We start from the raw sequence: 21445 nt of genomic DNA, 5'->3' as shown, positions 1-21445 counted from the left end.
GGTCAGTGCCGCTCGCCGCAGGAAGTGCGCGCGAGCAGTTCAGGCTGGAAGGTCAGCCGTGCGGGCTCACCGGGGTTGTCGATGATGAGCTCGGCCGCCCGCTGCCCCATGCGGTAGGAGGGTTGCGCGACGACGGTGATGCCGAGGGCGGGCGCCCAGGCGAAGTCGTCCATGGTGAGGAAGCCGATGTCGTCCGGAATGGACAGTCCACGCGCGACGAGTGCCGTGTGGACCGCCACCGTCCGCCGTCCGGTCAGGCACACGACGACGTCGACCGGCTGCCGCAGCAGGGTCGCCAGCGCGGCGTCGGCGTGGTCGTCGGTCTCGACGGAGACCACGCCGACGGCGGGAAGCGGAACACCCGCCTCGGCGAGGCCGCGGCGCAACCCTTCCGTGCGGTCGCGCTGGGACAGCCGGCCGCCGGAGGTGACCACGCCGACGGACCGGTGCCCGCAGGCGAGCACGTGCGTGGCGATCAGCCGGCCCGCCGCGACGTTGTCCAGGGCGACCGAGTGCAGGTTGGCCTGCGTCCCAGGCGCCGGCCGGGCGACGATCACACACGGGGTGCCGCCCACGGCCATGCGCCCGGTCCGCTCGTCGGTGGAGTCGCCGGTGGTGACCACGAGCCCGCGGACCCGTTGCTCGTCCATCGTCTGCACCTGGGCGGCTTCGTGGCCGGACCGGTGGAAGGTGTTGGCGAACATGACCAGGCTGCCGTTGGCGTCGGCGACCTCGTCGATCCCGCGCATCAGGTCGAGGTAGAACGGGCTGCGTAGGTCGTCGATGATGACGCCGATGGTGTTGGACCGGCCGGCGAAGATGCTCTTCGTGAGGGCGTTCGGTGTGTAGTCCAGCTCGGCCGCCGCGGCCCACACCCGGGTGGCGGTGTCCTCCTTGACGGCGCCGCCGTTGAGCACCCGCGACACCGTCGCCGCCGATACCCCGGCCGCCGCCGCGACGTCCCCGATCGTCGTCCGCTTCACCGTGCGCCCCTTCCCCGCCGCGCCGTCAGGCCGCGACGCACTCGCCGTCGCGCACGACCGTCCGGCCACCGATGATGACGGTCCGGACCCGCGGCAGGTCCGCCGGGTCGGTCAGCACCAGGTCGGCGATCATGCCCGGTGCGGCCCGGCCGCGCCGCGGTGCCACGCCGGGGATGGCGTCGGCGACGTTGCCGGTGGCCATCGCGATGGCGGCGGGCAGGGTCACCACTCCCGCCGCGACCGCCCGGTCGATCGCCAGCAGGATCGGGTCGTGGAACCCGCCGGCGTAGTCGGTGGAGATCGTGTCGACGAGCCCGGCCTCGAACAGCGCGAACAGCAGGTCGGGCCCGCTGGTCAGCCGCCGCGCGCCGAACGTGTCCAGGGTGGAGACGTCCACGGTCGCGCCCAGCTCCTTGAGCCGCTCGGCGTGCCGCAGGGCTTCGCGCAGCTCGAAGCTGGAGTGGTTCGAATGCCCGGCGATCAGCGGCACCCCGGTGCGGGCGACCGCCGCGACCTGCGTCATCGACGCGGCCGCGTTGTGCACCAGCACCGGGACACCGGCGCGGGCCGCGTACTCCCCCGCCTCGCGAAGGCCGTCGAGGGCGATGTCGAACGCGGGCAGGATGATCTCCGAAACGAGCTCACGGACCTCGTCGACCGACAGCTTGCCGGTCAGCCCGGCGTCCGCCAGCGCCTGCTCGAGGGCGTCCCGGTCGAACGACGCCGCCGCGATGTGCCTGCCCAGCACCGCGACCTTGAGCGCGTCCGCCTGCCGGGGCGTGATGGTCGTGCCGGTGCGCCGGGCGATCTCGGCCGGGATGTACATGTAGCTCGCGCCACCACCGCCGAGGGTGTGGCCGGCACCGATCTCGCCGAGCGCCACCGCGCCGGCCTCGACCGCACGGGGCGCGGTGAACGCCCGGCTCTCGTCGGTGAGCCCGCCACCGTCGGCCGTCGCCGCCGCGTGCAGGCAGGCCGGCGTGTTGCAGGAGGCCAGCCGGACGGTCACCGGGTGGTCGTCGTTGGTCCTGGCCACCGCGTCGGCGGTGACGAATCCGTCGACGCACAGCACGGTGGTGGTGCCTTCGGCCAGGTGCCGGTCCAGGTTCGCCCGGACCTGCGCGGCGGGCAGCGCCTCGTGACCGCTGGGGAACAGCGGGCCGTACGCGGTGCCGTGGGTGTGGTTGTTGATCAGGCCGGGCAGCGCGAGCAGGCCCGCGGCTTCGACCACTTCGTCGACCCGGCCGTACTCCTCGGCGGGGCGGGTCGGCACGATCTCCCGGATCGTGTCGCCCTCGACCACGACGTCGACCGACGGCCGGACCGGGTCACCGGTGCCGTCGGCGAGGTCGCAGGCGTGCAGAACCGTGGTGCGCACGACGTCCTCCTTCAGAAGCGTTCGAACCGGAACGCGGCCAGTTCGGCGGAATGGTCTTCGCCGAGCACCTCGGCAGCGACGAGCGCGCCGACGTGCACGCTGAGCGTCGCGCCGCTGTGCGAGACGGCGAAGTGGAAGTTCGGCAGCCGGGCCGCCCGGCCCAGCACCGGCAGGCCGTCACCGGGGATGGGCCGGACGCCCACGCGGACGCTCTCCACGCTCGCGGCGTGGAGACCCGGGTACAGCGCGCGCCCCGCGGTGACGACCTCGTCCACGGCGGCGGGGTCGACGCTCATCTCCCCCGAGTCCGAGACGTGCGCCGCGCCGTCCACCTCGTGCGTGTGCAGCAGGAGCCGGCCCGCGCCGTCGGGCCGCAGGTGCACGTGCGGCGCGTGGATCACCCGGCCGACCGCGACCGCCACCGGGGAGGTGTAGATCAGCACACCCCGGGTGTTGCGCATGGGCAGCGCCAGCCCGGCCAGCGCGGCGATGTCGGCCGCCTCCGGTCCGGCGCAGTTCACGACGGCGTCGGCGGGCAGCTCCCGCCCGGAGGCCAGCCGGACGGCACGCACCCGGTCACCGGAGACGTCGATCTGCGTGACGGCGTCGTTCCAGACGCGTTCGGCCCCGGACGCGGCCAGCAGGTACCCGATCATCCGGGCCGGCTCGATCCAGCCCTCGTCCGGGAAGTACGCGATCCCGTCGGCGGGCAGCCCGTCCGGGTCGATGTCCGGCTCGAGTCGCAGTGCTTCGCCGCGGGTGAGCCAGCGTGCGCCGTAGCCGTACCCGGTGACCGAGTCGACCTTCCGGCGCAGCTGTTCGAGCTCCGCCTCGTCCGCGGCCCACTCCAGGTTGCCGGTCTCGTGGTACCAGTCGCCGCCGGCCGCGGCGGCGAGCTTCCGGTGCGCTTCCATCGCCGCGACGCTGAGGTCGTGGTAGGGCCGCGGCTCCTTGCCGTTGGAGTTGGTCCACGAGAACGTCGCCCCCGAGGTGCCGCCCGCGGGTGCGCCGGAGTCGACCACGGTCACCCCGGCCCCGCGCCGCGCCAGCTCCGAAGCGACCGCGGCGCCGTACACCCCGGCACCGATCACCACCACTTGCTGCACCACGCCGGCTACCTCCGTTTTGTCTGATGTAACTAGTTTCAGTAACTAGTTACATCACTAGAGCACACTGAGGCGCGAGCGTCAATGGCTGCAGCCGCAGGGTTTCACCGCCCGCTTCGCGTGAAGACCGGCTTGCCCGGCGGTGGGTTCAGCAGCACCTCGACCACGTCGCCGTAGTCCAGCGGGCCGGACAGCATCGGGTACGGGTCCAGGGATCCGTCCCCGATGCGCTTCAGCACTTCGGGCACGTGCGGGCCATGCAGGCGCGGTAACCGTCCAGTTTGTACGCATACGTCCAGGCCGGGTCGGCCGACAACCGGCCGCCATCGGACTTGGCGAGTGCGGGTCGGACGCGAGCTCTTTGAGCTCCCGACTGAAGCATTCGGATGCCCAGAGCGGCTCCACGATGCCGCGCACCGCATCAGGATCAGCTTCCAAGGCGTCGGCCATCGCCGACCACCGAACCCTGACGATCGTCCACAGCGCGAGGGAGTCGGAGGGCACCGTGTTGTTCTCCAGGATCCGCACGGCCCGGAGCACGCTATACATGTTCAGGAACTTCTTGACGTTCCGCGGGTTCGAGTGCAGCAGCGGGAGGAACTTCCGCAGCGCGTGCTCAGTGCGGGCGCGGACGCCAGGCGTGGCCAGTGCGCGGGCCGCGTCGGCGACCAGCAGTTGCCGTGCGCCGTCGCTGGCTCTCTCGACGACCCGCAGGATGCCGGCTTCATCCCCTGCGTCTCGCGCGATGGTCGGCGAGCGCGACGATCCGGGCCCGGGGCACACCACCACGCAGGTGGGCCAGGAAGGACAGGCATTCGTCTACGGTCTTGGTGAGGTGGTCGAGCTCGATGGCGACGTCCATGCCATACATGATGCGCGAACTCCCCGCCGTCATCGACCGCTGGCGCGCCGCCAAGACGGACAACTGAACCAGGCACGCCCTTACGCTCCAGTCGAAGACGCCTGCAGCGGTGGAGAGGCAGGCCGCTCGGCGAGCGCGACGCAATCCGAGCTGTGGACGGCCGCGAGCGGTACGTCCCCGAGCACCAGGAAAGTGTTGTCTGATACAACTTGCTTGTCCGGCACCGATTTGGATGAACCGACAGTCTCGTTCCCGCGTATGTCCCAGTGGGAGCCGCCGCCAGGCGGCGGGTGGGTGGCCTGTTCCCCTTCCAGGAGGCTGAAGATGACCGACCGAAAGCTCCGCCGGGTGACGACCGCGCTGTTCGCCTCGCTGACACTCGGGCTCGCAGCGTGCGCGCCGCCAAACGCACAGCCGGCCGCGAACCCGGGCGTGCTTCAAGGACAGCCGGGATCCAATTCGACGGCACCGGCCTCTCGCTCCGACGCGGCCGCGGACGAAGGGACCCTGTCGGAGACACCGTTCGGAGCGCTGAGTCCGGTCGACCGGAAGCTGCTCAGCTTGGTCGAGCAGACCAGCCTCCGCGAAATCACCACGTCGATCTGGGCACAGGAGCGCTCGGCGAACCCGGCCGTCCGCGAGGCCGCCCGCGTGATCATCGAGCAGCACAAGGACCTGGAAACCCGGGACAAGGACATCAGCACCAGGATGAACCTGCCCATCCCCGGCCAGCCGAGCCCCGACATGCAGGTCGGCATCACCCGGATGCAGACGGAGACCGGCGACGTCTTCGACCGCGACTACGTGAACACGCTCCGGACGGCCCACGCCCAAGCCCTGATCCTCGTCTCGACAGTCCGGGCCGACACCCGCAACACCCTGGTCCGGCCGTTCGCCGGAGTAGCGGGCGACTACATCAAGACCCACATCGAACTGCTCGAGAAGACCGGCGACGTCGACTACGCGAGTCTGCCGGTCCCGGCACTCTGAAGTGAATCTTGCCCGGCTCCGGGCCAGATCAGCAGTGCGGCGCGGCGCGTGACAACGGTAAACCGCGCCGCCGGGCCGGCGCCCCGGCGGCGACCCGGAATCCTTCTCGCGGCGGCCCGCGTCCGAGGTGCCGGGAGGAACGGGGGCGGTTCGCTCATGGGTTGAAGACCAGGATGACCTCGGCGAAGAGGGCGAGTCCCCACAGCCGCACTCAGCAGCATGCCGACGACCCCGGCGGCGGGGCGGTGGCCTTCACCGCATCGCCCAGCATCGGTCATCGGCTCGCACGGGCCGGGGCGAGCGCGGACAGCACCGACTGGTGGGTGATCCACCCGGTCATCTGGTGTTCGCCGGCCAGGACCGGCAAGCCGGTCATCACCCGCCCCAGCGTCGAACCGAGCGCCGAGCCGATCTGCACGATCGGGCCTTCCCGTCCGACCGAGCCACCGGACCCGATGGTCAGCGCCGAGGCGAAGGCTTTCACCGCGCTCACATCGCCCGAGCGGCTGCCGGTCCGGGACCGGCAGCCGACCGGCATATCGTTTCCTGTAGACACCATTGCAGTACGCAACACTTAGCGGGAGAACCGACAGCTGAGTGCCCCGGCTCACCGCAACGGCCGCCGCAGCATCGAAGTCCTTCGCATGTCACGACCGTCACCGGCTGGGAGACTCCCGGCAACTTCGATCACCCGGTCATCTACGAAGACGTCGACTGGGCCGAAACGGCACGCCGCCCGTTCGAAGCCACCGTGACCAGAGTCGGCCCACGCCTTCGGCGATCCACCACGCGGACGGGCACGCCGGCGCCGTGACGGGGATGCTGCTCTGCTCCGTGAGCCGGCACCGCGTCCGGCACTCAACGTGGCCCGTGCGAACCCCGTCGCGGTTGACCTGGCCGGCAGACTAGAGCCTGTTTCAATGTCGTAGCCACTCGTTGATCGCCGCGATGTGCACGGTCGCCTCGTAGCGAACCGCGAGTTTGTCGAACCGTGTGGCGACGCCTCGGTTGCGTTTGAGCCGGTTGATGCCGCACTCGACCGCGTGCCGTTGCTTGTAGATCTCTGGGTCGAATGCTGGTGGCCGCCCACCGGCCCGGCCGCGGTTGCGGCGATGCCGGACTTGATCAGAGGGCTGGGGAATCGTGCACGCGATCCCGCGCCGCCGCAGATAGGCCCGGTTGGCGCGGGAACTGTAGGCCTTGTCCGCCAGGACACGATCCGGCCGGGTCCGGGCTCGCCCACCACCAACCCGGGCGACCCGGACCCTGGCCAGCACCGCCTCGAACTGCGGTGAATCACCACGTTGACCGGCGGTCACCAGCAACGACAGTGGTTTCTGGCCTTGCTCGGTGGCCAGATGCAGCTTGGTCGTCCAGCCTCCCCGCGACCGGCCCAGCGCGTGGTCGGCCGGTTCGGGCTCGCCGATACCGCCTGGCGGTTCTTTCTGCAGGTCGCCCTCGATGCGGGCGCCTGCGGCATGCTGGTGCGCCCGGTTGATCGTGGAATCCACGCTCACCTCCCAGGTGACCAACCCGGCGGCGTCGGCCCGAGTCTGCAACGCCGCCAAGATCAACGCCCACACACCAGCGCGCTGCCAGCGCCGGAACAAGCCATAGACGGTTTGCCAGCAGCCATACACAGGTGGGACGTCACGCCACGGCGAACCGACACGAACCCGCCAGCGGATACCGTCCAAAAGCTGGCGTTTACTCCACAGTGGCGGGCGGCCGGGCTTCTTGCCGACAGGCAGCAGCGGTTCCAGAATCGCCCACTGCGCGTCGGTCAGATCGGCTCGCCCCGTCGCCGCTAGGCTGGGCACGAGGTCTCCGGTGTACTTGATCAGCTTGGTCGTTGATCGGTCTACCGGAGACCTCGTCTATCTCACCCAAGACACGCCACACCCCACAACGCCGACCACAAGCTCCGCTGGTCAGCACATCAAAACAGGCTCTAGGCCGAAGCCGGCTCGAGTACCTCCGCAGGCTCGGCCGACGCGGCGGCGTCGGCCCGGCGGGTCCGGCCAAGGAAGCCGTACCCGGCGCCGACGAGCACTCCGCCACCGACCAGGTTGCCCAGCCCGACCAGCACCAGGTTGAGCGCGAAGGCACCGAAGGTCGCATTCGGCACACCTTCGAACAGGCCCAGGGAGAACACCGTCATGTTGGCCACGACGTGCTCGAACCCGGAGCCGATGAAGGCGAGCAGACACCAGAAGATCAGCGCCAGCTTCGCACCGTCCGACTTGGTCCGGGTCGCCATCCACACCGCCAGACAGACCAGGAAGTTGCACAGCACCCCGCGGAAGAACAGCATCGCACCGGACTCGGCGGCCTTCGCCTTGACCGTCGCCGCGAGCAGCGCCGCCGCCGGTGCCGCGTGCCCGGGAGTCGCCCCGGCCTGCAGAATACCGCTCTCGTGGACCAGCCACGCGAACACCACCGAGCCCACCAGGTTGCCCACGAACGACCCGGCGATCACGGCCAATCCGGCCCCCGCGCCCCGGCGGCGGGCGAACACGCCCTGCACCATCGTCATCATGTTCCCGGTCGACAGCTCCGCCCCGGCGAACACCACGGCCGTCAGGGCGATGCCGAAGACCAGGCCCTGCACCAGCTTGGTCCACGGTGACTGCGCCGCGTTCAACGGGCCCGTCACGGCCAGCAGCAACACGACCGCGATCCCGATGTACGCGCCGGCCAGCGCCGAGCTCACCAGATACCGGCCGGGCCTGCGCAACTCACCGATCTTGCTCTGCGCGGTTTGCGCTTGGACGCTAAAAGCTTCGGACACGGGAATCGGCACTGGTACTCCTCCGGAAGGCATCAACTGCGGCGATCGGACGATCACTCGCTCAGTCGAACTGTTTCCTGATGCTGCACGATGACCGCGGGATGGCCGTCCGATGTCGGCCCGCGCACACGACGACACCAGACTCGTGAGATCACGCAATTCCGCCGAAGACCAGCTATCCGACTTTTCCGGTTGCCGCCGGGCGAAACCCGACGATCGGGAGCTGCCGGACCATCCGGTGCCGGGCCGCGTCGCTGCCGTCGTAGCGCCAGCCGAGCAGTTTGCCGAGCACCGGGCGGATCACCGGGACCAGGAACCGGTTGCGCCGCTCGTAACCGGCGAGCACCCGGACGGCCTCATCCCCACCCAGGATCCGGTGCTCGGGGACGAACCGCCGTCGTCCGACGACGACCTCGGCCGCCGGCGACGCCTGGATGTTGCGATACCAGTCCGATGACGCCCCGAGGCCGGCGACGACGAAGACCTCCTCCGTCTCCCCATCGCAGCCGACCACCTCGAGCACCGTCCGGTACCGGCGTCCCGATCGGCGCCCGACGTGCGTCAGGCACAGGAACCGGCCGCCCAGCAGCCGGCCGAGGTCCCGCTCGTACAGTTTCACCGGCACCCGGAAGACCCACCGCAGCAGGGAATTCATCCTGGTGGCGCGCACCCCGGTCACCTTTCCCCGCTTTCCTCGACACAGCTGGAAGCTCGGCCGCGGCCTGCCTCATCGTGGTGATCACGCCGCTCGACTTGCCCACGACGGCCCCCGCCAGGAACCGGTCGGCCACCGGCAGCCGCGCAAGCCGGAGGGCGGCGCGCCGGACCGCGAGCTGGAACCGGCTCTCCGGCAGGAACCAGCGGGCACCAGCCCGGCCGGCCCGCTGCTTCTCCTCCGCTACCGGACGCCACAGCCGCTCGTAACCGGCGAACGCCTCAGCCACCGACGGCGCGCGCCGCAGCTGTTCGGCCAGGACGTAGGCGCCGGCGACCGCGAGTGACGCGCCTTGGCCGGCCAACAGGGAAACCGCATAGCAGGCGTCGCCGAGCAGCACGACCCGGCCTTTGCTCCAGGACGGCAGCTCGACCTGGGCGAGCTGGTCGTAGTAGATGTCCTCGCCGGGCGGGCAGCGGTCCAGGGCGTCGGGCACCACCCAGTCCAGCGAACCATAGATGCGTCGCAGTTCTGCCGGGATGTCGTCGGGCAGCCGTGGGTCGGAGGTGCGGTGCACGGCGTAGACGGCGACCCGCCCGTCCCGCAATCCGTAGAACCCCATCTGCCGGCCCGTGGTGTCGGTCAGGCAGAACCGGCCCCTGGTCGCCGCGTGGATCTCCGGGGCGTCGAACAGGAACGCGGCCGTGTGGAACCCGAGGTAGCGCAGAAAACGGGACTCCTCGCCGAATACGAGCCGCCGGACCGCCGAGTGGATCCCGTCGGCCCCCACCAGCACGTCCGCGTCCACCACTTCGCCGTCGGCGAGCGTCACCCGCACCCCGTCACCGGTGTCCGCGACGTCCACCGGACCGGTGCCGAACCGCCGGTCGACCTCAGGCGGCAGCGCCTCGCGCAGCACCCGTTCGAGATCGGGCCGCAGGAGACTCATCAACCTTCCGTCCACCGCGCGGGCGAACTGGTCGTAGTCGACACCCGCCCGCCGGCGTCCCCGCGCGTCGACCAGCGTCGCCTCCTCGATGGAATAGGCGACCTCCCGCAAGGCGGGCAGGAGACCCATCGCCTCCGCCGCCTCGTACCCGGTGTCGAAGAAGTCGATCATGTAACCCTGTTCGCGCGGGCCCGGTGAACGCTCGACGACCACCACATCGCACCCTGTCGCCGCCAGCCGGCCGGCCACGGCCAGACCCGCTACACCGGCACCGCAGATGACTGCCTTCATCCCGTCCTCCTTCATCGGTCCTGGTCGACAAGCCGGTGGAGCACGACCGTCAGCGCCTCGACGTCGGGCGCCGGCGCCAGGGAGCGGTGCAGCAGCAAGCCGTCGACCGCCGCGGCGAGCACCGCCGCGGTCGCCTCGGCCGCCGGAACGCCGTGCTCGTCCAGCGCCCGGGTGAGGCGCTGCTGGAACCCGGCTACCACCTCGCCCATCCCCGCCCGCAGCGTTTCGTCACGTGCCGCAGCGAGGGCGGCTTCGATGAACAGCAGCGACAGGGGATCCGCGCCGGTGTACTGCTCGACCGAACCCAGGAGTGTGTCGACCAGTTCCCCCGGCGATCGCGCCGAGGAGAGTGCCGGGTCCGCGACCGCGAGAACCTCCCGCATCGCGACCACCACCGCGTCCCGAAGCAGCGCCGACAGCGACGGGAAGTGATAGTGCACGACGCTCGGCGTCACTCCGGCGCGTTCGGCCAGCACCCGGGTGCTCACTGCGGTCCAGCCGCGCTCCGGGATCAGTTCCACCGCGGCCGCCAGTAGTCGGCGGCGCACCTCCTGGCCACGCGCAGCGGCCGGGGATTCCGACACGTCACTCTCCAGAACGATCGACCTGTACGACTGCCCTACTCGGACAACGACCAACTTAGACCCCATCGGAAAGCCTTCGCAAGGCCAACTGTTTCCTAGACGAATATTTGGTGATCGCGCCCGCGAGAAACCAGCCGGGCGGGGATGCACTCGACTCGGCGGATGAACCACCGTTCGGTGCGGCACACTGGTGGACATGCCTCGCCCAACCGTCCAGTTCGATGCCACGGACATCGACGCGGTCACCGACGCCGTCCTGACCGCCTCGCGACTGCTCGTCGCCGTCTCGGCCCGCTCGATCGCGGCCGCCGGCGACACCATCACCCTGCCGCAGTTCCGGCTGCTGGTGATCCTGCAGAGCCGTGGCGCGCTCAAGCACGCGGCGCTGGCCGAGTACCTGGGCGTGACCCCGTCCACGGCCAGCCGGATGGTCGACCGGTTGGTCGCGGTCGGCACGGTCGAGCGGCAGAACAGCCCCAACTCGCGGCGCGAGATCGTGCTCCAGCTGACCAAGGAAGGCGCCCGCTTGGTGCGTCAGGTCACCACGCGCCGCCGCAAGGAGATCGCCAAGATCGTCGCCAAGATGCCCGACGACGCCCGGCAGGGCCTGGTGGACGTGCTCGCCGCGTTCGCCGAAGCAGGCGGCGAACCGCCGGCCGGCACCTCACCCGAGGCGATCTGGGCCTGACACCCGGACACCTTCCGGCGGCAAGGTGATGACCACACAGGACCCGCCGCCCCGAGGTCACACGCGTGCCCGGGCTCATCATCGAGCGCACCGGGTCCAAGCAACTCCGGCGAGCCGCCCGAGCAGGCAGGGGCTCGAGTTCACTTGGTGCCCCGTTGCCGCGTTCTCCCGACCCATTCGACCACCGGAGTTCCCCACGCGTCGGCCGACCAGGCGGACTGCGCCGACACGATCCACCTCGTCAACACGAGGATGGCAACCGATTCCCCAAGACTGTCGGCATCCTGCGCTGAAGCCTCGACCTCGCGATCGGCAGCGAGTACTCGGGCAGCGAAGGCCAGGGCCGACGGACCCGCCACCGTCTTCAATAAATCCGCGCCGCAAACGTGCCAAGTATTGCGCAGTACAACGAACGAGCAGCTGACGGCGGAGACCTGCCGAGCCAGAAAGCAGGCTCGGCCCGGGTGCGTCGGGGTACCAAACCAGGGTCGGAACCTCGGGCGTGCATGTGAGTTCAGGTATCGCATAGTCCACTTCGGACGTCGACAGCCGTCAGGCAACCTTCTCGATCGACCGCACCGTCCTGGTGAAGCAGCCCTGAGTGTTCGGTCTTCCAGACGTTGGCCGGGTCGAACACGAACGCGGCGACCTCGCCGCGCGGACGTCGCACCAGCACCGTCGGCCGGACGTCGACCGCCACCTCAGGCGGCCTCGGCAAAGAACGGCCGCGGCGTGCCGTCGGCGACGTACTCGGCCAGCCGCTGCATGATCAGCGCCCAGGTCTGCGCGGTGTGCCCGAGGTCGATCTCCGGGTATCCGTCGCCGAACCCGTAGTGCCGGAACAGCACGCCGGTGCCCGACTCGGCTCTGGTCGCCGGACCCAGCTCCCACTCCCAGGTCGAGCCCTCCCAGTACGGGAAACCACTGGTGACGCGCATCCGGACGAGCTTGCCCGGCTCGCTCGTCACGTCGACTTCGAGATCGACGGGGGCCTGCGCGAAGCCGAACCTGGCCCGGCCGGCCGAGACGTCGCAGTCCGCGGTCCAGAACGCGCGCTGGCCTTCGGTCGTCGTCAGGATCTCGAAGACCCGCTGCGGGTCGCCGTCGACATCGACGGCCAAAGTGATGCTCACGAGGCCTCCAACCAGGGAAATCTATTTTAGACGGGTCTAAATTAAGTCTGAGCTACACTACTGTCAAGCTCGGTCAGGAGGTGCCGACATGGAGCCGTTGCAGGTGATTGCCGCCCCGCGTCGGCTGCGCATCCTCGAGCTCGTCTGGGACCGCGAGCTGACCGCGGGCGACATCGCCGCACAGTTCGACGTCTCGTGGTCCGCGATCAGCCAGCACCTGACCGTGCTCAAGACCGCCGGGTTCGTCACCGAACGCCGCGTGGGCAACAGCCGGATCTACCGCGCCGACCAGGCCGCGCTCGGCCCGCTGCGCGCCGTCGTGGAGGACCATTGGCGGCGCAGCCTCGACCGGCTCAAGGACGTCGTCGAGGCCGACCAACACAGGAAGGCCGAGCCGTGATCGAAGCTCTCGAAGTGACCGTGCACATCGAGGCACCGCCTGAGACGGTCTTCCCCTACTTCACCGACCCGGCGCGTTACACGCAGTGGATGGGCGGAACCGCAATGCTGGAGCCCGTGCCCGGGGGCGGCTACCGGGTGGGCATGCGCGGCGGCGTAGCGGCAGTGGGCGAGTTCGTCGAGATCGACCCGCCGCGCCGGATCGTGTTCACCTGGGGCTGGACCCACGACCACGCCGTCGCCCCTGGCTCCACCCGCGTCGTGGTGACCCTCGAGCCCGTCGACGGCGGGACCCTGGTGGTGCTGCGCCACCACGGCTTGCCCGGCGACGAGCAGCGCGAGCACCACGGCAAGGGCTGGACGATGTACCTCGACCGCCTCGCCGTCCGCGCGACCGGCGGGGACCCCGGCCCCGATCCGAACATCTGAGCGCTACTTGGGCGGCAAGGTGCGGGCGAACGTGGTGCCCCGGCCGACCCAGCGGCGGAGATCCCCGGCCTTGCGGTGACCGGGTGGATCGACCAGGAGCCAGCCTTTCATCGGGCGCCCGGTCATGTCGAACGGCCGCGCGCCAGGCTCGGCCAGCGCGTCGTCGCTTTCGTCGGCGGGCAGCCGGACCATCAGCGCGTCCCCGGTCACCCCGACGGCCATGTTGCCGCTGAGCAGGAACGCGAGCCCGCCGAACATCTTCTTCTCGGCCAGTCCAGGCTCACCGTCGAGCAGGTCACGGACCCGGTTCGCCAGGTTTTCGTCGTAGGCCATGGTGGTCCTTTCCGCGCCGAGGTCCGGCCGCGGCGCGCCGCGGCCACGACGGCATTGTCCGGCGTAGAGGCCGGCTGCGCACCCGCGGCGGACCTGCCGCGAACAACGCGCCGGACGGACATTTCGCCCTTCTTACGGCGACGTGTCACTCTGGGCGGGGCCCGTTCGTAGTCGAGGTGAGAGGCGGGACGGGCCCGCCCGGCACGGAGAGGCACCACCCATGACCCAATACCTGTTGTCCGCCCACAGCGTCGAGGGCGAGGTCCGCGCCCCGATGACCGAAGAGCAGATGCGGCAGACCTACACCCAGGTGATGGCTCTTGAGGCGGAGTTGAAGTCAGCCGGGGCGTGGGTGTTCGGCGGGCGGCTGCACGAGCCGGACACCTCCACCGTCGTGCGGATGTCCGGCGGCGCCGTGCTGACCACCGACGGGCCCTTCGTGGAAGCGAAGGAACACCTCGGCGGCTTCTACGTCATCGAAGCCGAAGACCTCGACGCCGCCCTCGGCTGGGCTTCCAAGGTCACCGCGATCGTCGGCGCACCGATCGAGGTTCGCCCGTTCGCGAAGGAACCCGGAGCCTGAGCCACGTGCACGGCGAGCTCGACGATAACGCGGTCGGCCGAATCTTCCGCGCGGAGTCCGGCCGGTCGGTGGCCACCCTGATCCGCGTCTTCGGCGACATCGATCTCGCCGAAGACGCGGTCCAGGAGGCGTTCGCCACCGCCCTGCGCAAGTGGCCCGCCGACGGGTTGCCACCCAACCCCGGCGGCTGGATCACCACCACCGCCCGCAACCACGCCATCGACCGCCTCCGCCGCGAGACGCGCGGCCGGGAGCTCCTCGGCGAAGCCGCAGCACTGTCACCCGGCGCCGAGATCTCCCCCATACCCCGAGAGCCGGTGGCCGTGGAAGACGACCGGCTTGGCCTCATCTTCACCTGCTGTCACCCGGCGCTGTCCCCCGACGCACAGATCGCGCTCACCCTCCAGCTGCTCGGCGGCCTCCCGATCGAGGAGATCGCGCGGTCATTCCTGGTGAGCACGCTGGCGATGGCACAACGTCTCGCGCGCGCCAAACGCAAGATCAAGGCCGCCAGGATCCCGTACCGCGTGCCGGAAGAGCACGAGCTGCCCACCCGGCTACCGCCGGTGCTGGCCGTCATCTACCTGCTCTACACCGCCGGAGCCGACGGCCCCGCCGGACCAGGCTTGTGCCACGAGGCGATCCGCCTGGCCCGGATCCTCGCCGCGGCCATGCCCGGCGAGCCGGAAGTGGCGGGCTTGCTGGCGCTGGTACTGCTCAGCGACTCCCGCCGGCCAGCGCGAACCCGACCGGACGGCTCCCTCGTGGTGCTGAGCGAGCAGGACCGCAGCCGATGGGACCGAGCATTGATCGAGGAAGGCCAAGCGATCCTCCGCTGGTGCCTGCACCACAACCGACCGGGCACCTACCAGCTCCAAGCGGCCATCAACGCCGTGCACGCCGACGCCATCACCGCCGACCAGACCGACTGGCCCCAGATCATCACCCTCTACGACCACCTGCTCACCCTCGCCCCCACCCCGGTCGTCGCACTCAACCGCGCCGTCGCCATCGCCGAAGTGCACGGCCCCGCCGCCGCACTGTCCCTTGTGGACGCCCTGAACCTGGACAGCTACCACCCGTTCCACGCCACCCGAGCCGACCTGCTCCAACGCCTCGGCCGCACCGAAGACGCGATGGCCGCCTTCGAACGCGCGGCAAACCTGGCGCCGACGGAAGCGGAACGGAACTTCCTCAGGCTCGGCGGCCGAGCGGGTACCCGGCGAGGCGGTGTCGGATGACCTCCGTGCCGGCTGCCCCGTTCTCCTTCACCCAGCCTTGGCGGCCAAGCCGATGACGATGTCGGCGAGTTCGCCGAGATCGGCTGCCACGAGAGTGGCCGGCGGCGAGCCGGGAAGCTGATAGTGACCGGGCCGAGCGAGGAACGCGGTGGTCAATCCGGCGGCGCCGGCCCCGGCGATGTCCCAGCCGTGGACAGCGATCATGACCGCCTCGGCCGGGTCGATCCCATAGGCGTCGACGACCTGACGGTAGGGCGCGGCGGCCGGTTTCAAGGCACCCACCTGTTCGGCCGAGAAGATCCGGTCGAAGCTGCCTGCCAGCCCCGCATGCTCAAGCTGCCGTTCGATGGTCGCCAGCGGCGAGTTGCCCAGCGCCACGAGCCGCAGGCCCGCTGCCCGAAGACGGACGAGCGCGTCGGGCACATCCGGGTGAGCCGGTAGCGATCGCAGCGTCGTCCCGACCAGACCCCGTTGCTCGTCGGTCATCTGCCTGCCGTAACGGGAGGCGAGACTGGCCGCGCATGCCCCGGCGATCTCGGCGAAGTCCCGGTAACCGCCGCTGGCGGTGACCGTCAGCGCAGTGTGGATGACCAGGTCGAACCATTCGCGCCGGGCGTTCGGCGAGCCGGTCAGCTCGACGAACACGTCGTCCAGCGGCGCGAGGTCGAGCAGGGTTTCGTTGATGTCGAAGACACACAGCATGGACACCCTCATAGGTTCGAAGAATCTCGTACCTGCAAGGTACGATAAGCGTCGTACCTTGTCCAGGAGGGGTGAATGACCAGCGAACTCCCGTCCCCGGCGATCACGGACGTCGACCTGGGCACGGTGCTGTCCGCGCTCGCGGATCCGCTGCGCCGCGGGATCATCATCGACCTGGCACGCGGCGACGGGCTCGACATCAGCGGCGAGCGCGCGTGTGGCTCCTTCGCACTACCGGTCGCGAAGTCCACCCGGACCTACCACTGGCGAATCCTTCGGGAAGCAGGACTGATCCGGCAGCGCAACGCGGGCAACGGGACCTTCGTCCGGCTGCGGCGCGACGAGTTCGACACACGCTTTCCCGGCTTGCTCGACCTGATCGTCGACCTGACGCCATCAAGAAGCATCGGTGACAGCGGGGCGCCCGCTCCCTCGCCGCGGCCACCTGCGTGAGCAACTCGCCCGCCGCCGGAGTCAGCAAGGAAGTTTCGTCACCTTCGACGCGCACGTCGGGTTCGGCGGCGGTGGCGGACCCAGCTCTGCCTCGGTCATCTTTCGTCGTGCCAGCCGGTGGGCGCGCTGTGCCCGGGGCCCTTGCGGAGCACCTCGCCTCGGTCGAGCGGATCTCGGCTCCAGTGGCCGGGCAGGTAGCCCCTGCAGGACCCGATGCGAGAGCTTGCGTTTCCGTACGCCAGGACGCTGTTCAGCCCGTTCCCGTTCGTCGTCGATCGCAGCGGACGGTTGGGCGTCGCGCCAGTGCCGCGGACTCGGTGATGGCGCCCCCTTCGGTGCGCACCGGAATGGATGTGGTGTCGGCCAGGGGCGGCGCGCACCGGTGGTAGCAATTCGGGCTGCCGGCCGGCCGGCCGGATCCGGTCAGGCTGGTGTGTCTGCCTGGCGTGCGGCCAGATTGGCGGCGGCTTGGCCGAGCATGCGGCCGTTCATCCTGATGGACATCCCGCGGGGCGTGAGCCGGGAGAGGGTGCGCAGGCGCCGGTCGGGCACGATCGTGGGGCGCCCGGCGTGCAGGGCGTGGACGGTCTGCCGGATCGCGGCGGCCACCGGGAGTGGCGGATCGGGAGGCGGGTTCGGTCCAGGCCGAACCGGTCGATGATCGGTGTGTCGACGTTGCCGGGCAGCATGACCGTGACCCGCACACCGGCCGGCCGGAGTTCGCACGTTCGCCAGCTCGACAGGGGGCGGCTCCGTCCACACCTCGTAGCGCCAGCCGCGCGACTCCACCGCACGCCGGGTCCACGCGAGGACGGGAGCGACGGTCTGAGCGGTGACCCGATGGCACGGCTTCACATCGACAACGATCGGCGTGGAGTTGGTCAGCAGCAGGAAGTCTGGGACATGCCGTCGGGTGCACTGGCCGATTTCCCTCTCCAGGAGGAACCGCTGCGCCACGATGCCGCGCACCAACGCGTCGAAGTCAGCGAACAACAGCCGCGACAACTCCAGCCGCGACTCGTACAGAACAAGGCCGTTTTCGGTGGCACTCCAGAAACTACCCGAGTAGTGTCGTTGCCCTTTGCAGGAACGAAAAGTGTGCCATGGTGCAGCCGCCGCAAGACCTGCACGTCCACGTCAAGCCAGCTCGACGCCAGCTCCGATGCCCTGTCGGGAAGCCGGACATGCACCGACACCGTACGATCGTTCGACGTGGCCATCGCGTTGCTCCTGCCGCAGGTGAGCCGCCGGACGTCCAAGGACTACACGGCATCACCTCCTCGTGGCCCGGCGAGGCCCGGCGCGTCGCAGCGCCCCACTCGAATGGCCCAGCGATGATCAATCTCAATGGGATGCCAAATTTGCCAATTGCTAGCCAAGATCATCGAGATTGGTCGCAGAAATTGAGAACCTACACCGACTGTAACTTCTAGCGGCGCGCAATTAGCGATTGGCGCACGTTTGGCGCGGTCGCGGCGGTAGCTGGGGGGATGTGGCGTGCTCACGCCGTGCGTGGGTGGCGTCAGGTCGATCGTGATCCAGGCTGGGCGCCCCGGCAGCGCAGAATGAGACCGTGACGATCATCCTGTCCGTGCCGCAGACCGAGTCGGCAGCCGCCCTGCGGCTGCGCCCATGGCGACTGGACGATTTACCGGCGCTGATCGCGGCGCATCGCGATCCGCTGCTGCGCCAGTGGCTGGCCACCTCCCTGGCCGACGAAGCCGATGCCCGGCGGTGGCTGGACGCACAGGCCGCCGGCTGGAACTCCGCAACACGGTTCAGTTTCGCGGTGGTGGCCGATGACGACGACCACGCACCCTTCGGCCACATGGTGGTGAAGGTCGGGACCGCCGGTGTGGCCGAGGTCGGCTACTGGACGGCTGCCCACGTCCGGGGACGCGGCATCGCCGCCCGTGCCCTCGAGACCACGTCGCGGTGGGCACTGCACACCCAGCATCTCACCCGGCTGACCCGCCTTGACTTGCTGCACGCGGAGGACAACCGGGCTTCCTGTCGCGTGGCGGAGAAGTGCGACTACGTCCTCCACGACGTGTTACCGCCCGCACCGCCAGCCTTCCCGGCCAGCGGGCACCGACACGTGCGCACGCCGCCGGGAAGCTGATGCAGCCCGGCCCGCGGGGTCGAGTTCCGCCGGGCCGGGTCGATGGGCATGCCGTCTTCTGCCGCTGACCGCGCAGCGAGACACACGCGCCGCCCAGCACGGACGTAAGCGTCCGCTCCCGCGTCGGCACTTGGCCGAGCAAACCGCTCGGCGACTACTACGGTTCAGACACACCTGCCTCGAGCACCGCGAGGTCGCGCACCGCGTAACGGTGGTGCTCGGCTTCTTCCTTCAGCACCACCTTGAGGCAGCGGCGCACGACGTACTCCTGCTCGGGGTACATGTCCGCTGGTTTGCGGCCGCATACCCGGTCGAGTTCGGCCGCGGTGAGCCCGTCGACGACACACCGCATCGCGGCCATGCGGGCGAGCCGCGGCGCGAGCACCTCCTCGAGCGTCGGGGTGGCTTCGAGGGTGAGGCCGAGCTTCGCCGCCTCATCGGACGGCGTTCCCCCGGCGGGGAAGCCCAGCGGGTGGTAGGGCGCTTCCTCCTCGAGCACGGCGTTGCCGAGCCACGCATCGCAGGCGAACAGCAGATGCCGTTGTGTCTCGACGAACGACCACTCGCGGTCGACCTGCTCGTGCAGTGTGGACGCGGGCAACAGCCTCGCCCGGTCGAGCGTTGCGCGCCACAGGGTCTCGATGGCGTCCCAAGCAGCCCGGTAGTCCTCGGGAGAAGCCGCTTCCCGTGCCAGCGTCCGGGCGGGGTGCCGGCGGTCGAGCTCGGCCTCGACGTAGGCGGTCACGTCGACGTCGTTGACGACGACACGCTCGAAGTAGCCACCGAGGTAGACGTCGCTGCCGTAGCAGTCGACGATCTTCAGACCGTTCACCTCGCAATCGCGGATCTCGAGGCCCGCCAGGTCGCACAGGTGGATACGAGCACCGCGGAATTGGTCGCTCTGGGCGTATTCGGAAACCATCGAAGCAGTCTCGCTCACCCGTCCCTCCCGCGCCACGTTCCGTATCGGCCGGGGCGTCGACTCGATGTGCGGCGCCGGACGGCACATCGAAGACGAGGTCCTGCAGGCCCTCACCCTCGATCACGAGATCAGGACCGCTGCGGCGGACCAGCCGAGGATCCGGGCCGTGCACGAGATGAACACCTCGCCCGCAACGCCGCGGACCTGATGGTCCTCTCCGCCCGCTCCAAAGCGGCGGAGTGCAGCTGTAACTGGTCACCGGGCCACTGACAGGGATCTCCGACCTGCACGGCATGGGGCTTCATGCTCTTCCCCGTGCGGGTCGTCGCCGCTCAGCTCGACCGCGACTAGATCGGCGAGAAGACCCTCGAAGGCCAGCAGGCCGCCGCCGGCACGCGGCAACCACGGCGGACGGCCGACGGGTGGAGCCGGGGACGCAGCCGCTCATGGCGAGCAGGCAAGCCTGCCGGTCGAGTCGAGGGCCGAATACTTGACTGACTGAGTCAGTCAGGAAAGAGTGCAGTCATGGCAGTCTGGCCGGACCCAATCCTGCCGCCCGGTCTTAAGTAGCCGCTGATCAGTCGTTCGTCACCACGCACGCTCATGCCGAATAGAGGATGGTCTGGTCCGCAACGGGGTTGGCGATCGTGAGTTCCCTTTTGCTGGGGCGGATTCAGTAGCGGGCTGGGCTGGAGAGCAGCATCGGCCACACCGGAAGCTCGACGCCGTCCACTGTTGTACCGCCGAAGCCGAGCATTGGCCCCGGTCCGGCGTTGATGGCGGCGGGGAAGCCGAGGGATGGAGTCGAGGGCTCGTCGAGGGCGGCGAGTTGCTCGGGGGTCAATGCGATCGCCAGCGAGGAGAGGTTGACGCGTAGCTGCTGGGGAGTTCGTACGCCGATGAGCGTCGAGGTGACCGCCTGGCGGCCGCGTACCCACGCGAGCGCGACCTCCGCCGAGCTGACGCCGATCGCGGCCGCGATCCGCGCGACCGCGTCGATGACGCCCCAGTCCCGCTGGGTCGGCCGGCTCAGGCGAGCGGCCCGCAGGCTGTCGGCGGGGGTGGCGGCGTCGCGGACGTACTTGCCTGACAGCAGGCCGCCGCGCAGGGGGCTCCACGGTAGAACGCCCATGTCGAACGCCTCGGCCATCGGCAGGAGCTCACCTTCGGGCGTGCGTTCCAGCAGCGAGTACTCGAACTGGAGCGCGGTGAGCGGCGCCCAGCCACGGAAGTGGGCGATCGTCTGGCTCTGCGCGGCGACCCACGCCGGGAGGTTGCAGAAGCCGACATAGCGGACCTTGCCGGCGGCGACCAGGTCGTCCATCGCTCGCAGAGTCTCCTCGATCGGGGCGCGGCGATCCCAGCCGTGCAGCCAGTAGAGGTCGATGTAGTCGGTCTGAAGGCGCCGCAATGACTCTTCGAGCTGCCCGATGAGTGCCTTGCGGCCGGCGCCGCCGCCGTTGGGGTCACCGGGATGAAGGTTGGCGAAGAACTTCGTGCTGAGCACGACGCGTTCACGCAGGCCGTGCCGGGCCGCGAAGAAGTCGCCGACGATCTTCTCGGAGTGGCCGTTGGTGTAGGTGTTGGCGGTGTCGACGACGTTGCCACCGTGGTCGAGGTACTCGGCGAGGATCGCCTCAGCGGTTTCGGGACTCGCGCCCCAACCGTCGTCTTCGCCGAAGGTCATGGTGCCCAGCGAGAGCGGGCTGACACGCAGGCCAGAGCGGCCGATGGTGAGGTAGGAATCGAGGGAGGTCATGGCTTTCATGACACCAGGGCACACTCTCCAGGTGCTAGGTCGATACTGCCAGAGTCTTGCACGATCCTGCCAACCGTGGCAGTCGTCGAGCT

Annotated in this window: 22 protein-coding genes and 4 pseudogenes; 8 read left to right on the top strand and 18 right to left on the bottom strand. The window is 69.7% G+C overall.

Annotation, left to right across the window (positions count from 1 at the left end):
• Positions 1-2 precede the first annotated feature (2 nt).
• The 5 genes from OG738_RS29455 to OG738_RS29435 form a co-directional block, all read right to left on the bottom strand.
• Positions 3-983 (bottom strand): LacI family DNA-binding transcriptional regulator, encoded by a 981-nt coding sequence (locus tag OG738_RS29455; protein ID WP_329045706.1) that lies wholly within the window; start codon positions 981-983, stop codon positions 3-5.
• Between the two features lie 25 nt (positions 984-1008).
• A complete protein-coding gene (locus OG738_RS29450; protein ID WP_329045704.1) occupies positions 1009-2361 on the bottom strand; it encodes an amidohydrolase family protein in 1353 nt (450 codons plus the stop codon).
• Positions 2362-2372: 11 nt separating this feature from the next.
• Positions 2373-3470 carry an NAD(P)/FAD-dependent oxidoreductase gene (locus OG738_RS29445; protein ID WP_329045703.1) on the bottom strand — a complete coding sequence of 366 codons (1098 nt, stop codon included), beginning with the start codon at positions 3468-3470 and terminating at the stop codon, positions 2373-2375.
• Positions 3471-3571: 101 nt separating this feature from the next.
• Complete coding sequence (locus OG738_RS29440; protein WP_329045701.1) at positions 3572-3715, bottom strand: hypothetical protein; 144 nt, start codon at positions 3713-3715, stop codon at positions 3572-3574.
• 476 nt (positions 3716-4191) lie between these two features.
• The gene (locus tag OG738_RS29435) at positions 4192-4329 is read right to left on the bottom strand and encodes a hypothetical protein (RefSeq protein ID WP_329045700.1); all 138 of its coding nucleotides are present in this window, start codon (positions 4327-4329) and stop codon (positions 4192-4194) included.
• Positions 4330-4653: 324 nt separating this feature from the next.
• On the opposite strand from OG738_RS29435, the gene OG738_RS29430 reads away from it, so the two are divergent.
• On the top strand, positions 4654-5319 hold the full coding sequence (locus OG738_RS29430) for a DUF4142 domain-containing protein (protein WP_329045698.1): 666 nt from the start codon (positions 4654-4656) through the stop codon (positions 5317-5319).
• A gap of 376 nt (positions 5320-5695) precedes the next feature.
• On the opposite strand, the pseudogene OG738_RS29425 reads toward OG738_RS29430, so the two are convergent.
• The 7 genes and pseudogenes from OG738_RS29425 to OG738_RS29395 all read right to left on the bottom strand — a co-directional run.
• Positions 5696-5815, bottom strand: a pseudogene (locus tag OG738_RS29425) (chloride channel protein); the annotation flags it as partial.
• Positions 5816-6236: 421 nt separating this feature from the next.
• Positions 6237-7139: an IS5 family transposase gene (locus OG738_RS29420; RefSeq protein ID WP_329045696.1), complete on the bottom strand. Its 903-nt coding sequence runs from the start codon at positions 7137-7139 to the stop codon at positions 6237-6239.
• A 131-nt stretch (positions 7140-7270) separates the two neighbouring features.
• Positions 7271-8122, bottom strand: coding sequence for a formate/nitrite transporter family protein (locus tag OG738_RS29415; RefSeq protein WP_329045694.1), 852 nt, complete (start codon positions 8120-8122; stop codon positions 7271-7273).
• Between the two features lie 163 nt (positions 8123-8285).
• Positions 8286-8456, bottom strand: a complete 171-nt coding sequence (locus OG738_RS29410; protein ID WP_329057072.1) for a hypothetical protein — start codon at positions 8454-8456, stop codon at positions 8286-8288.
• Positions 8457-8489: 33 nt separating this feature from the next.
• Positions 8490-8765, bottom strand: a pseudogene (locus tag OG738_RS29405) (nitroreductase family deazaflavin-dependent oxidoreductase); the annotation flags it as partial.
• A 61-nt stretch (positions 8766-8826) separates the two neighbouring features.
• Positions 8827-10005 (bottom strand): annotated as a pseudogene (locus OG738_RS29400) (FAD-dependent monooxygenase); the annotation flags it as partial.
• 11 nt (positions 10006-10016) lie between these two features.
• Entirely contained in the window at positions 10017-10589 is a 573-nt protein-coding gene (locus OG738_RS29395) for a TetR/AcrR family transcriptional regulator (RefSeq protein WP_329045693.1), read from the bottom strand.
• 196 nt (positions 10590-10785) lie between these two features.
• Here OG738_RS29395 and OG738_RS29390 point away from each other — a divergent pair, with 196 nt between their 5' ends.
• Positions 10786-11277, top strand: a complete 492-nt coding sequence (locus OG738_RS29390) for a MarR family winged helix-turn-helix transcriptional regulator (RefSeq protein WP_329045691.1) — start codon at positions 10786-10788, stop codon at positions 11275-11277.
• Between the two features lie 701 nt (positions 11278-11978).
• Here the strand turns inward: OG738_RS29390 and OG738_RS29385 are convergent.
• Positions 11979-12410, bottom strand: a complete 432-nt coding sequence (locus OG738_RS29385; RefSeq protein ID WP_329045690.1) for an SRPBCC family protein — start codon at positions 12408-12410, stop codon at positions 11979-11981.
• 88 nt (positions 12411-12498) lie between these two features.
• On the opposite strand from OG738_RS29385, the gene OG738_RS29380 reads away from it, so the two are divergent.
• Positions 12499-12810: a metalloregulator ArsR/SmtB family transcription factor gene (locus tag OG738_RS29380; protein WP_329045688.1), complete on the top strand. Its 312-nt coding sequence runs from the start codon at positions 12499-12501 to the stop codon at positions 12808-12810.
• A complete protein-coding gene (locus OG738_RS29375; RefSeq protein WP_329045686.1) occupies positions 12807-13238 on the top strand; it encodes an SRPBCC family protein in 432 nt (143 codons plus the stop codon). The genes OG738_RS29380 and OG738_RS29375 overlap by 4 nt, the downstream gene beginning before the upstream one ends.
• Positions 13239-13241: 3 nt before the next feature.
• Here OG738_RS29375 and OG738_RS29370 read toward each other — a convergent pair whose 3' ends face one another.
• On the bottom strand, positions 13242-13571 hold the full coding sequence (locus OG738_RS29370) for a TfoX/Sxy family protein (protein WP_329045684.1): 330 nt from the start codon (positions 13569-13571) through the stop codon (positions 13242-13244).
• 220 nt (positions 13572-13791) lie between these two features.
• On the opposite strand from OG738_RS29370, the gene OG738_RS29365 reads away from it, so the two are divergent.
• Together OG738_RS29365 and OG738_RS29360 are read left to right on the top strand one after the other, a co-directional pair.
• On the top strand, positions 13792-14154 hold the full coding sequence (locus OG738_RS29365) for a YciI family protein (RefSeq protein WP_329045683.1): 363 nt from the start codon (positions 13792-13794) through the stop codon (positions 14152-14154).
• A gap of 5 nt (positions 14155-14159) precedes the next feature.
• Positions 14160-15395 carry an RNA polymerase sigma factor gene (locus tag OG738_RS29360; RefSeq protein WP_329045682.1) on the top strand — a complete coding sequence of 412 codons (1236 nt, stop codon included), beginning with the start codon at positions 14160-14162 and terminating at the stop codon, positions 15393-15395.
• A gap of 27 nt (positions 15396-15422) precedes the next feature.
• On the opposite strand, the gene OG738_RS29355 is transcribed toward OG738_RS29360, so the two are convergent.
• On the bottom strand, positions 15423-16097 hold the full coding sequence (locus OG738_RS29355) for a haloacid dehalogenase type II (RefSeq protein WP_329056883.1): 675 nt from the start codon (positions 16095-16097) through the stop codon (positions 15423-15425).
• Positions 16098-16172: 75 nt separating this feature from the next.
• On the opposite strand from OG738_RS29355, the gene OG738_RS29350 reads away from it, so the two are divergent.
• Positions 16173-16550: an ArsR/SmtB family transcription factor gene (locus OG738_RS29350; RefSeq protein WP_329045681.1), complete on the top strand. Its 378-nt coding sequence runs from the start codon at positions 16173-16175 to the stop codon at positions 16548-16550.
• Between the two features lie 423 nt (positions 16551-16973).
• Here OG738_RS29350 and OG738_RS29345 read toward each other — a convergent pair.
• A pseudogene (locus OG738_RS29345) lies at positions 16974-17612 on the bottom strand (TnsA-like heteromeric transposase endonuclease subunit); the annotation flags it as partial.
• A 511-nt stretch (positions 17613-18123) separates the two neighbouring features.
• Between OG738_RS29345 and OG738_RS29340 the strand changes: the two are divergent.
• Positions 18124-18672: a GNAT family N-acetyltransferase gene (locus OG738_RS29340; protein ID WP_329045680.1), complete on the top strand. Its 549-nt coding sequence runs from the start codon at positions 18124-18126 to the stop codon at positions 18670-18672.
• A gap of 157 nt (positions 18673-18829) precedes the next feature.
• On the opposite strand, the gene OG738_RS29335 is transcribed toward OG738_RS29340, so the two are convergent.
• Both OG738_RS29335 and OG738_RS29330 read right to left on the bottom strand, forming a co-directional pair.
• A complete protein-coding gene (locus OG738_RS29335; protein ID WP_329045678.1) occupies positions 18830-19612 on the bottom strand; it encodes a DinB family protein in 783 nt (260 codons plus the stop codon).
• A 655-nt stretch (positions 19613-20267) separates the two neighbouring features.
• Positions 20268-21353, bottom strand: a complete 1086-nt coding sequence (locus tag OG738_RS29330) for an aldo/keto reductase (protein WP_329045677.1) — start codon at positions 21351-21353, stop codon at positions 20268-20270.
• Positions 21354-21445 lie beyond the last annotated feature (92 nt).

Origin of the sequence: Amycolatopsis sp. NBC_01488 (genome assembly GCF_036227105.1) — a bacterium.
GTDB lineage: Bacteria > Actinomycetota > Actinomycetes > Mycobacteriales > Pseudonocardiaceae > Amycolatopsis.
The sequence above is the reverse complement of the archived record's forward strand: the minus strand, read 5'-3'. Positions and strand labels throughout refer to the sequence as shown.

Bases quoted from the DNA above. Each gene is read 5' to 3' on its own strand.
- OG738_RS29370 (WP_329045684.1), bottom strand. From the start codon at position 13,571: ATGGCCTACGACGAAAACCTGGCGAACCGGGTCCGTGACCTGCTCGAC.
- OG738_RS29380 (WP_329045688.1), top strand. From the start codon at position 12,499: ATGGAGCCGTTGCAGGTGATTGCCGCCCCGCGTCGGCTGCGCATCCTC.
- OG738_RS29350 (WP_329045681.1), top strand. From the start codon at position 16,173: ATGACCAGCGAACTCCCGTCCCCGGCGATCACGGACGTCGACCTGGGC.
- OG738_RS29330 (WP_329045677.1), bottom strand. From the start codon at position 21,353: ATGACCTCCCTCGATTCCTACCTCACCATCGGCCGCTCTGGCCTGCGT.
- OG738_RS29355 (WP_329056883.1), bottom strand. From the start codon at position 16,097: ATGCTGTGTGTCTTCGACATCAACGAAACCCTGCTCGACCTCGCGCCG.
- OG738_RS29390 (WP_329045691.1), top strand. From the start codon at position 10,786: ATGCCTCGCCCAACCGTCCAGTTCGATGCCACGGACATCGACGCGGTC.
- OG738_RS29365 (WP_329045683.1), top strand. From the start codon at position 13,792: ATGACCCAATACCTGTTGTCCGCCCACAGCGTCGAGGGCGAGGTCCGC.
- OG738_RS29435 (WP_329045700.1), bottom strand. From the start codon at position 4,329: ATGGACGTCGCCATCGAGCTCGACCACCTCACCAAGACCGTAGACGAA.
- OG738_RS29430 (WP_329045698.1), top strand. From the start codon at position 4,654: ATGACCGACCGAAAGCTCCGCCGGGTGACGACCGCGCTGTTCGCCTCG.